The organism is Corynebacterium sp. HMSC063G05, assembly GCF_001810555.1.
Taxonomy (GTDB): Bacteria; Actinomycetota; Actinomycetes; order Mycobacteriales; family Mycobacteriaceae; genus Corynebacterium; species Corynebacterium jeikeium_D.
In genome coordinates this window covers 1-10,705 of record NZ_KV801864.1, presented here as the reverse complement: position 1 = coordinate 10,705, position 10,705 = coordinate 1, and the positions used below count along the sequence as shown (strand labels likewise).

11 protein-coding genes, 2 tRNA genes and 2 riboswitches are annotated in these 10,705 nt (G+C 57.5%); of the genes, 3 read left to right on the top strand and 10 right to left on the bottom strand.

The features are described from left to right. Positions 1-188: 188 nt before the first annotated feature. Positions 189-1,451, bottom strand: a complete 1,263-nt coding sequence (gene murA, locus HMPREF2751_RS09230; RefSeq protein ID WP_224783814.1) for a UDP-N-acetylglucosamine 1-carboxyvinyltransferase — start codon at positions 1,449-1,451, stop codon at positions 189-191. Between the two features lie 47 nt (positions 1,452-1,498). Between murA and HMPREF2751_RS09225 the strand changes: the two genes are divergently transcribed. Further along, positions 1,499-2,098 (top strand): cob(I)yrinic acid a,c-diamide adenosyltransferase, encoded by a 600-nt coding sequence (locus HMPREF2751_RS09225; RefSeq protein ID WP_049173053.1) that lies wholly within the window; start codon positions 1,499-1,501, stop codon positions 2,096-2,098. 71 nt (positions 2,099-2,169) lie between these two features. On the opposite strand, the gene ramA is transcribed toward HMPREF2751_RS09225, so the two are convergent. The 5 genes from ramA to HMPREF2751_RS09200 all read right to left on the bottom strand — a co-directional run bounded on the left by ramA (position 2,170) and on the right by HMPREF2751_RS09200 (position 6,693). Next, the gene (gene ramA / locus HMPREF2751_RS09220) at positions 2,170-3,006 is read right to left on the bottom strand and encodes an acetate metabolism transcriptional regulator RamA (protein ID WP_005511953.1); all 837 of its coding nucleotides are present in this window, start codon (positions 3,004-3,006) and stop codon (positions 2,170-2,172) included. Between the two features lie 475 nt (positions 3,007-3,481). Further along, a riboswitch (cobalamin riboswitch) is annotated at positions 3,482-3,739 on the top strand. A gap of 194 nt (positions 3,740-3,933) precedes the next feature. Then, a complete protein-coding gene (locus HMPREF2751_RS09215) occupies positions 3,934-4,758 on the bottom strand; it encodes an energy-coupling factor ABC transporter ATP-binding protein (protein WP_070549913.1) in 825 nt (274 codons plus the stop codon). Between the two features lie 2 nt (positions 4,759-4,760). After that, on the bottom strand, positions 4,761-5,498 hold the full coding sequence (gene cbiQ, locus HMPREF2751_RS09210; protein ID WP_070595918.1) for a cobalt ECF transporter T component CbiQ: 738 nt from the start codon (positions 5,496-5,498) through the stop codon (positions 4,761-4,763). Then, a complete protein-coding gene (locus HMPREF2751_RS09205) occupies positions 5,495-5,872 on the bottom strand; it encodes an energy-coupling factor ABC transporter substrate-binding protein (RefSeq protein ID WP_049173058.1) in 378 nt (125 codons plus the stop codon). Before HMPREF2751_RS09205 ends, cbiQ begins: the two co-directional genes overlap by 4 nt. Before the next feature lie 38 nt (positions 5,873-5,910). Beyond that, the gene (locus tag HMPREF2751_RS09200) at positions 5,911-6,693 is read right to left on the bottom strand and encodes an energy-coupling factor ABC transporter permease (protein WP_083295726.1); all 783 of its coding nucleotides are present in this window, start codon (positions 6,691-6,693) and stop codon (positions 5,911-5,913) included. Between the two features lie 66 nt (positions 6,694-6,759). Beyond that, positions 6,760-7,029, bottom strand: a riboswitch (cobalamin riboswitch). Positions 7,030-7,332: 303 nt separating this feature from the next. Here HMPREF2751_RS09200 and cysK point away from each other — a divergent pair. Next, positions 7,333-8,265: a cysteine synthase A gene (cysK, locus tag HMPREF2751_RS09195; RefSeq protein ID WP_049173059.1), complete on the top strand. Its 933-nt coding sequence runs from the start codon at positions 7,333-7,335 to the stop codon at positions 8,263-8,265. Positions 8,266-8,380: 115 nt separating this feature from the next. After that, entirely contained in the window at positions 8,381-8,974 is a 594-nt protein-coding gene (gene epsC, locus HMPREF2751_RS09190) for a serine O-acetyltransferase EpsC (RefSeq protein WP_049190263.1), read from the top strand. A 100-nt stretch (positions 8,975-9,074) separates the two neighbouring features. Here the strand turns inward: epsC and HMPREF2751_RS09185 are convergent, their stop codons facing one another. The 4 genes from HMPREF2751_RS09185 to HMPREF2751_RS09170 form a co-directional block, all read right to left on the bottom strand. Beyond that, the gene (locus HMPREF2751_RS09185) at positions 9,075-9,356 is read right to left on the bottom strand and encodes a GNAT family N-acetyltransferase (RefSeq protein ID WP_042388192.1); all 282 of its coding nucleotides are present in this window, start codon (positions 9,354-9,356) and stop codon (positions 9,075-9,077) included. A gap of 107 nt (positions 9,357-9,463) precedes the next feature. Beyond that, a complete protein-coding gene (locus HMPREF2751_RS09180; RefSeq protein WP_049190265.1) occupies positions 9,464-9,919 on the bottom strand; it encodes a hypothetical protein in 456 nt (151 codons plus the stop codon). A gap of 157 nt (positions 9,920-10,076) precedes the next feature. Further along, positions 10,077-10,149 (bottom strand) — tRNA-Phe (locus HMPREF2751_RS09175). A 19-nt stretch (positions 10,150-10,168) separates the two neighbouring features. After that, a tRNA-Asp gene (locus tag HMPREF2751_RS09170) sits at positions 10,169-10,245 on the bottom strand. Positions 10,246-10,705: the final 460 nt, after the last annotated feature.

Below are 10,705 nucleotides of genomic sequence, written 5' to 3'. Positions count from 1 at the left end.
CACACACCCCACCCAAAGACACAAAACCCCAGGTAAAATAGCGAAAACCACCACAAGCCACCACAGGAGAATCACTCCTTACGGTTCTGAAGCATCCAGAACCGAAGACTTGCGATGGTTTTCCGCACCGCGCGTTTAACTAGCACCGTGCGCTTAGCCGTTAGCCATTGACCAGAGGCCAACAATCACTAGCTAACCCGTTCAACAGAAGCGCCAAGAGAATTGAGTGTCTCTACGAAGCCCGGGTAGCCACGGTCGATGTGATAGACATCGTGCACCTCAGTGACGTCACCTTCTTCAGTACACAGCCCAGCAAGCACTAGTCCCGCTCCGGCGCGAATGTCCGAAGACCACACAGGTGCGGAACTCAGCGTTTTCTTTCCGCGAATCATCACGTGGTGGCCATCGATAGTCGCGTCCGTGCCGAGGCGAATCATCTCGTCGACAAACCGGAAGCGCGACTCAAAAACGTTCTCGGTAAGCACTGACGTCCCTTCGGACACCGCGGACAGAGCAATGGCCATGGGCTGCATGTCCGTCGGAAAGCCTGGGTATGGCAGCGTTTGATAGTTCACACCCTGCGGACGCCTGTCCATACGCACGCGGAAGCCCTGCGGGTAGGTCTCGACCTGAGCGCCTGCGTTCTTCAGTTTTTCCAGAGGAAGGTGCAGGTACTTAGGGTTAATGCCAACGACCGTAATATCGCCGCCGGTCATCGCTGCAGCATAAGCCCAGGTCCCTGCGATAATTCGGTCGCCGACAACCTTGTGCTCAGTCGGGTGCAGCTTCTCTACGCCCTCAACCGTGATGGTGTTAGATCCCGCACCCGAAATCTTGGCGCCCATCTCCACGAGCATCTCGCACAGGTCGACAATTTCGGGCTCACGGGCGGCGTTATCCAGCACAGTCGTACCTTCCGCTAGTACGGCCGCGGTCAGAATATTCTCGGTCGCGCCGACGGACGGGAAGTCCAGCTTGATGTTCGCCCCCTTGAGTCGCCCCGCCTCAGCCACCACGCAACCGTGGTGAATATAGGTGCGTGCTCCCAATTTCTCCAGGCCAGCCTGATGCATGTCCAGCGGGCGGGAACCAATAGCGTCACCACCGGGCAGTGCGACAATCGCGTTACGGGTACGCGCCGTCAGCGGCCCGAGCACACAGACCGAAGCGCGGAACTGGCGCACGGCATCGAAGTCAGCGTGATGCGAGAGTTCTTCGGGCACCGTGATTTCAATCCGGTCGCCCTCGCGCGTCACGGAGCAGCCGAGACCTTCGAGGACTTTTTGCATCAATGGCACGTCGTCAATTTCAGGGCAGTTCGTCAGTACTGTCGTGCCCTCGGCGAGAAGCGCCGCACCCATCAGTTTCAGAACCGAGTTCTTCGCCCCGGAAATCTGAACCTGACCATTTAGCGTCGCTCCGCCTTTAACCAGAAATCGCTCATTTCCCACTCCCCCAGCCAACCACATTTCGCAATATCGCGCTTAGGCTTGAAGCTATGAGCGTTCATCTAACTCGCATTTACACTCGCACCGGCGACGACGGCACCACTGGATTATCCGATTTCAGCCGCGTTCCCAAGGATGATTCTCGCCTTATCGCCTACGCCACGTGCGAGGAGGCCAACGCCGCACTCGGCCAGGCGCTCAGTTTCGGCACGCTTGACGACGAAATCTCGGCTGTCATTCGCTACGTGCAGAATGACCTATTTGATGCCGGAGCCGACCTGGCAACACCTATTGAAGAAAACCCGAAGTACCCGCCGTTGCGTATCGAGCCGGATTACATCGAGCGACTCGAGCACTGGTGCGACCAATTCAATGAACAACTGCCGAAACTGGATTCCTTCATCCTCCCGGGAGGCACACCAGCCGCAGCACTGCTACACACAGCTCGGGTGATTACTCGCCGAGCCGAGCGTGCAGCATGGGCTGCCTGCCGCGAATTTCCCGAAACCACCTCAGTCCTACCGGCGAAGTATCTCAATCGCCTGTCTGACCTGTTGTTTATTCTTTCGAGAGTGGCCAATGACGGAAACGACGTTAAGTGGATCCCCGGTGGTGAGCGCGAAGCCCAGCGGCAAGCAGGGGGTAAGTAGCGGAGCAAGTAGCAGAACTGACTACCCCAATACCCGCGGGTTTGGGCGCAAAGGAACCGTCGTCAAGCGGTTTACGGCAGTGCGCCGATGCGACGGGCCGCGTTGACGGCCTCGTAGCGAGTATGGGCGCCCAGCTTGCGCATTACGGAGCGGAGGTAGGACTTAACCGTCTCGGCACCGATGCCCATTTCCTCTGCGGCCTCGACGTTGGTGTGACCGAGGGCGACACAGGCGAGAACATCGAGCTCACGAGCCGACAGCTTGGTGGTCTGCTTGACGCGAACCGGGGTGACCATCTGGTCACAGAGCACCTCGAGTTCCTGGCGCAGCTTCTCGTCATCCACACGGTTAGCGAGCATGCGCAGCTTGGAGTGCGTGGAACGAACCTGCTCCCACTCAGCGCCATTCATGATGCGGCCGCCCTTACCGTTGCCAGAACGATCCATGTTGCGGCAGGCATCGACGACAGCGAGGTCCTGCTCCAGGCAACGGGCGGTCATTGTGACCTCTTCAAGAACCTTGTCCCCCAGGCGCACCGAGGAGTGCACGCCACCGTAGAGCACGCCACGGACAAGACGCGAAACGATCACCGGCACGGCGACCAGCGAGTGCAGGCCTTCGTCACGAATCTTGTCGTCATACTCATGGGTAATAACCTTGGCGCGCAGGTAGTCACTGACACCCACCGGGCGGCGCGTGGCCAACACGCGACCACCGACACCCGCACCCGATTCCACAGTCAGATTCTGCAGGGCCGGAGTACGCAGGCCAACCCAGTTGTTGATCTGCATCTTAGAGTTATCGGTGACTTCCGCATACATTGTGACCGGAATACCAGTCGCATTCTTTAGGGCGACCAAGGACGACTTAATAACCTCATTGTCGTCCAGAATGCGGTGGGGATCCATCTCGCGTCCTCCTGCGTAACGGGCAAATTGCTTCACTGGCACCCACAGAGGCACCATCAGCCTGTGACTTCGCGCCGACTTACACTCCTACGAAATGGCCAACTACCGCTCAGCGGCCACTGACCCTTTCGGGGGCTGTAAACCGTACAAAGTAGATAGTACCCTCCGAACGGGTACACCTGCATTAAGGCATCCGTCACACAATCTTAGGAAACAACTAGGTTTCTCTACAAGTACGTAAAGAAAATACCAGGATAAATCCTGTCATTAGCCCCGCCTCGGCCGAATAAATACAAGGCAGGGGGTAGCTATTTTTCCGCTAACAAACTGCGTGAATGTTAATAACAGAGGGTAATGAACGGCGTTTTACCCCCAATGCGGACATTTTCGAAAAAGACCTTCGCTTATTTTGCATCGTGCGCTATTGTCATACATGCAACAGGTTTTGTTGAGTTCCACTTTCAATGCTACGTCCTCCACGTGGTTGTCCGAAGGTGGTGCACAGCAAACGCAAGAGGGAATCCGGTGCAATTCCGGAACTGTCCCGCAGCGGTAATCTGGAACAAAATTCGCCAACGGCACTGAGGTTATTTCAACCTTGGGAAGCGGCGAAAAGTAGGAAAATTGATAATAAGGATCTGCACGTAAGCATTGAAGCTTGCGGCAGTCGTCATCCCCTTATTGTCGGTCACGCCAGAAAGTCCGAATACCTGCCTGATGCGCCGAGGGCACTGCAAAGTGTCACGGCCACGGAGATCGCCCGCGGACAGGTGTGACGTGAAATGGAAGCGAAGAAATGCGACAGCTTCGCCTATATTTCTAGGCCTATTTTCATAGGCATTACGCCCTGCCCGCGGGCGTTTTTCTCATTTTTAGCGCGGTTTAGCTGCACATATCGATGAGCTATTCACCAACCAAGCCACTCGCCTAAACATCCTCTGGATGGCACACATCTCGCCCAATCGCCTTGGAGACCACGGGCGCCCAGGGCAAAGCCAGTCGAGCATGTTCGACCAACCGTCGATCGGCCAAAATTTCTTCCTTGGCGCCGACGCGCAGTTTGCCGTCGGCAAGCACCGCTGCCCTATCGGCGAAATTCCACGCGAAGTCGATGTCGTGCGTGGCGACGACGACGGCAGTGCTCTGATCGCGCAATTGATTGAGCGTGTGTGCAAGCTTTCGGGTCGCCTGCGGATCGAGGCCGGCGGAGGGTTCGTCGAGAAGCAACACACGTGGGTGCATCGCCAGCGCGCCTGCGAGAGCGACGCGCTTGCGCTGACCATAGGAAAGCTGGTGCGGAACGCGTTCGGCGAGATCGGTGATTTCGGCGGTACCTAGGGCCTCCCGGACGCGCCGCTCGACTTCCTCGTTCTTAAGCCCCAGGTTGACGGGACCGAAAGAGACGTCTGCAAACACGCTAGCCGCGAAGATTTGCTCATCCGGATCCTGCGTGACCATCTGTACTGAGCGGCGGACCGTATTGCGGCCGTGCCGGGAGTACTTGTAGGCGGTGCCGTCAAGGCGAACCTCACCACTATTGGGCTTAGACGCTCCCGCGAGCATACGCAACAGCGTGGACTTGCCAGAACCGTTTGCCCCCAACAGCGCTAGGCGCTCGCCACCCGAAATTGCCAGATCCACGCCTTTCAGAACGTGGGTTTCGTCGTAAGCGTATGTAACTGCAGCCGCTTCGACAATGACACCGTTGGCACCATGTACGTGATCAGCGCGATTTTTCCTGCTGCTCGACATCCCTATACACCCCATTTCAGCAGCGCCCAGGCCGCAATCAACGACAAAAGTAATGCACTGGATATCACGATGAACTTCGGCTGCCTGGGCCGCGAAATCACCAGTACTTTCATTGCGCTCGGATCGGCGCGCAGCTCGATTCCCTCTTGCATCTTGCGCGCGCGGGTAAAGGCAATGACAAAGAGGCTGGCGGACTGTGCCGCTACATCTCGGATCATCGCCCGGCGCGTGGAGTGTCCCAAGCGTCGTGCTTGCGCTTCCGTCATCGAGTGTGCGGAGTGAATCAGCACGCCGGTCATCCGGTAAATCACCTCGGCGAGGTACGTCAAGTATCGCGGCAAGCCGTGCTTGTCGAGCCAGGCAATGAGCTCCGAAATCGGAGTGGTCAGCGCAAAGACCATCGTGCAGCTGATACCCGCAAACGAACGCATCACAACCTGCGCCATTCGCTGCGGGCCATCCGGCGACCACGCGAGACCGTCGGGAGTAAGCGCTACCAAAAGCGGAAACGCGCCGACGAGCACAAAAGCCGCCGGTGCCAGCACCATTGCCACATACGGCTTGCGGGGCACTCGGGCTATGTACGCAATAGACCAAGCAATGACCGCAATGACAGGCGCAAAGGGAATTGGCGGTAGCGCAACCGCCAGAATCAGCAGCCCACCGAGCAGCAGAATCTTTTCACCCACGTTGCGGCGTGCCCAAGCGCTGCGCGCCGCTGCAGCTTCTAGCGCATTCACTGCTCTTTCTCGCGCTTGTCCGAACGCGCAGCAGCCTTCCCTCGGTAGAAGCCAATAACGTAGAACAGGACGCCAGCACCGATAACGGCCTGGAGCGCGAACAGACCCGACTCGACCTCACCCGGCAGCTCGCCGACGAGTGGCTCGAACCACGGCTCGTAGTTCGGGTCGATTTCCTGAATTGTCTCCGTAGCGGTGGCATCAGTGCCGGCGAACGGCTCCTCGGCGTCGTCGTCCCCGTAGTTGAAGAACAGCGGGAACATGGCAATTACGACTACCAGGACAATGAGACCAACGCTGACCCACACGGAGTTCTTCTTCGGCTGGCTAGCTGCCTGTGCGTCGACAATCTGCGCGTTGTTTTTTGCATTCATAATCGTGCTCTCTTTCGCTTCTTTTCGCTTGACGACGGCTACTGCTTCTGGCCAGATACGGATGCAGCTGCCGCATTCTGCGAAGTGACAGATCCTGCAACAGCGTCAGCCGTGGCTTCTGCAGCTTTCGCCTCCAGCGCCGGTGCTGGCGCATCACCGAAGCGGGACAGGAAGCCGAGATCGAGGAGCTCAGAATGTGCCACGGCCAGCAGGGTGCGCATGAGAATGACGGTGACCAGAGCCTCGATGATCGCCAGCGGAATCTGCGTGATAGCGAACAGGCCGAGGAATGTAGCCAGAGCGCCGCCGACACCGCCCGGGTTTGCCGGGTGTGCAAGAGCGAGCTGCATGGAGGTCACCACGTAGGTGGAGAGGTCAGCCAAGAACGCTGCCATAAACACACCTGGTAGTAGGCCTCCGCCGAGCTTTCGAGTCAATACGTAGAAGGCGTAGCCGACCCACGGGCCGACGATTGCCATGGAGAAGATGTTCGCACCGAGCGTCGTAATGCCGCCGTGAGCGAGCAAGATTGCTTGGAAGAGCAACACGATGGAGCCAAGCAGCGCCATCACCGGAGGTTTGAAGATTACAGCACCAAAACCTGTACCCGTCGGGTGCGAAGTGGAACCCGTCACGGATGGAATCTTGATTGCGGAAAGCACGAAGGTAAACGCGCCGGCAGCACCGAGCAGCATGCCGCTACCGGGATGTTCTTTCATAGTGCGCTTGACTTGAATTGCGCCGTGAATGACAAAGGGAGCGGCAGCTACGCCCCACCCAATGCAATGAGTAACTGGGAGAAATCCCTCAGCAATATGCATGATGTAAATCATCTTTCTACGGCGCTATTCACCTCGACAGCACCGCTCGACCGCCAATCCGCGGACGCGAATTGGATGATTTACAGTCGGTCTCCTGGCTGATGGGCTGAGGAAAGCTTCACACTTCTATTAATGCTTCGTCTCCTTCCCCAAAGGTTTGAGTCCCCCTGAGTGGCTTCGACGAAGCACCGCAATCGCTGAGTCCATTGTCTGCGTTTTCCGGTTGTCGCATATAACCGCTGTGCAGATAAGGGCCGCAATCGCGCCCAATCACAGTGGCGAGGGCCGCTGCCTATTTACAAGGCATTCCCGTGCACTGTAAATCACGTCTCAGAATAGTGGATTCTAAGAAACTTTAATGCTCTTTACCCTCACAATGGAGGTAAGGACGAGCAAGGCAATGAGATAGCGTTAACGTGGCAAGAGCAGGAGCATTGCGACAATAGCGGTGCGACTGCGACGACGCCGGCCGCGGCGACTATGACGGTGGCAACACCGGAACTGACAGCTTCCACTTCCCTACGCAAGCCATAAAATAGACGAACTGGTCTGTACTAATTGCAGGATCAGGCGTACACTACGGCTACACGCGAAAACTCATTAGGAAGTCCTCTGTGATTTCCGGACTGGATAAGATTAATGACTATTTATAACGATGTCACTGAACTGATCGGCAACACCCCGCTGGTTAAGCTCAACCGTGTTACCGAGGGCCTGCCGGGCAACGTGATTGCCAAGCTGGAGTTTTACAACCCTGCCAACTCGGTCAAGGACCGCATCGGCAACGCAATTATCGATGCCGCCGAGCGCTCTGGCGAGCTCAAGCCGGGCGGAACCATCGTCGAGGGTACCTCGGGCAACACCGGTATCGCGCTGGCAATGGTCGGCGCAGCCCGCGGTTACAAGGTCATTCTCACTATGCCGGACACCATGAGCCAGGAGCGCCGCGTCGTTCTGCGCGCATTTGGCGCTGAGCTTGTACTCACCCCGGGCGCGGATGGCATGCGCGGCGCTGTCGATAAGGCCAACGAAATCGTGGCTAACACCGACAATGCAATCCTGGCTTCCCAGTTCGCCAACCCGGCCAACCCGGCTATCCACGAGGCAACCACTGGTGAAGAAATCTGGGAAGCTACCGACGGCAAGGTTGATTACTTCGTGGCTGGTGTCGGCACCGGCGGCACCATTACCGGTGCTGGTCGCACGCTGAAGAAGCACAACTCGGACATCAAGCTGGTTGCCGTTGAGCCGAAGGCCTCCCCGCTGCTGACCGAGGGCACCGCCGGCCCGCACAAGATTCAGGGTCTGGGCGCAAACTTCGTCCCAGAGGTTCTCGATCAGGAGCTTCTCGACGAGATCATTGCGGTTACCAACGAGGACGCTATTGAGGTCTCCCGCAAGGTCGCTGCAGCCGAGGGCATCCTCGGCGGCATTTCTGCCGGTGCAAACATCAAGGCTGCTCTCGAGATTGCAGCCCGCCCGGAGTCCGAGGGCAAGAACATCGTCGTGATTGTTCCTGACTTCGGCGAGCGCTACGTCTCCTCCATCCTGTACGAGGATCTGCGCGACTAAGACCAAGCGCTATAAACGCCCGTAACCTTCTCTGCAGAGCCCGCTAGCTGGCACTTTCCGTCGGCAAGCGGGTTTTTTCATTGCCCACACTTCCGACCAGATAGAATTGACGCCCATGAGTGACTTTTTCCGAATCCTCAAAGAGGATCTGGACAATGCCCGCGCGCACGACCCAGCTGCGCGCAGTGATGTAGAAAATGCCATTGTCTACTCCGGCCTACACGCAATCTGGATTCACCGATTCTCGCACCGCCTCTGGAAACGAGGCGGGATTTCCAAGGGCATTGCACGAGTACTCGCACAGTTTTCCCGTTGGCTGACTGGTATTGAGATTCACCCGGGCGCTCAAATTGGCCGAAGGTTCTTCATCGACCACGGTATGGGCATCGTCATTGGCGAAACCGCAGAAATCGGTGACGGCTGCATGCTCTACCACGGCGTGACGCTTGGCGGCCGCTCACTGGAGAAGGTAAAACGCCACCCCACCCTGGAGGACAACGTCACCGTCGGAGCAGGTGCGAAAGTCCTTGGCCCCATCACAATTGGTGCAGGCTCATCAGTCGGCGCCAACTCCGTGGTCACCCACAGCTGCCCACCCGATTCCATCGTGATAGGAATTCCGGGCCGCGTACGCCCTGCCAAGCCCGACGAGCACAAGCCGTTGTGCGATCCGGCGGTGTACGTCCAAGGTGACGGGGACTTCATCTAGCCCCGCCCTAAAACTAGCTCTACATACAAAAGCCGGCCGGCTGCTCTTCCTATCGTGAGCAGCCGGCCGGCTGCTTTGTGCGTTCTTTGCCCTTCAGCGACTAGTCAGCCAGTAGATCCTGGTATTCCGGGTTTTTCTCCACGAAGTTGGCAACAGCGGAGCAGCTGGTGCGAATCTTTCGGTTGTTCTTCCGAACATCATCCAACGCGCCTGCGATAAGCGGCTTGGACAGGCCTTGTCCACGGAACTTGCCATCTACAACCGTGTGGTCAAAGTCCAGGGCACCTTCCACCGGGGTGTAAGCGGCAAAGCCGGCCTCTTCTCCCTCCACGGTGAGAACGTAGCGCTGACCGGCCTCATCATGCGAAATAGTGTGTGCCATTTTCGGAATCACTTCCCTCTCATGGTTGTGAAGCGTCGTCATTGCAAACGACTCTTAGGATGTAACCCAGATAACAGCTCTCGCTTCGGATTAATTCCGAATCCCGGCTAGTTCTGCACTAGCGGGGGTTCGCCCGGGTGCTCGTCGGCACGCCCGACAGCGACACGGCACGGGACATCGCCCTTCGCGACCTTAGTCGCAGCCTCCCCCTCTGCCCACCCCGGGCTGACGGCCTCAGCGAGCGGGCCTGCCAGATCCGCCATTTCGCAGTGAGACAGCCCCGGAGCCACCACACTGATGCGGTAACGCTTCCGATCCCCCGGATCCATGCCCGGGTTGGCCTCCGCCCACAAATCAGCGAGCGAAGAGGTGCGCCCCACATCGGGCATGACATCCTCGTAGACGTTGACTTCCTGATCCGGAATCAGTTCCGCGAGCACCCCACGAACCTTCTCAGCAGCCGATTGGCTGCCCTCAGCATCCGTGTAGACGAAGATGCGCACGACCCACGGCAGCGTCTTATCGTGGGACAGCGTTCCTGCTGAGGCGAATTCCTTACTCATGCACAACATCCTATCCGCTAGGGTGTGTACGCGGTTTAATTTCCCCCACTTTAAGGCTTTCGCACGGCTCGATGCACTGTGCTTTACGACGATCCCCGCGACAAACACCTGGTAAAACAAAGAATCCCCAGCCCGTTTCCGGACTGGGGATTAATTGTGGCCAGAAGCGGGATCGAACCGCTGACCTTCCACTTTTCAGGCGGACGCTCTACCGACTGAGCTATCTGGCCAGACTTGAATTTAATCAAGTGGCGACCCTGACGGGACTTGAACCCGCGACCTCCGCCGTGACAGGGCGGCGCGCTAACCAACTGCGCCACAGGGCCTTAAATGCCGTGCTCAACTTTCTGGATTACCAGCGCTGTGCACGAGTTGTTACTCTACAGAACAGCGCTGAACATAAGCAAATCGCCAGTTCATGGCAGATATTTTAAGTTGAAAACTGACATCCAGCCCCGGGTCTCGGGGCATCCTAGACTGTGGCAAAAGCTCTCCCCACCAAACCCGGGTAAAGCCCCCCCCCTCTCCCCCAGTGACACCGATGCGAGTTACTGACTACGTTTATGACTGGCGGCGTTGGGGCGATGCGAGTTACTGACTACGTTTATGACAAAAATGGCTCGAAAAATGGCCTGAAAGTGTCATAAACTCATACAGTTTCACATTTGCAGCCCGTAGTTTTTGGCTTCTCACCAGTCACCATCTTGAGAATCAGACACACTTTTTGTCCATTACCCACGCCGACGCCCAGCGCGGGTTAAGTAAAGAAAAGTGTGTCTTTTCCGG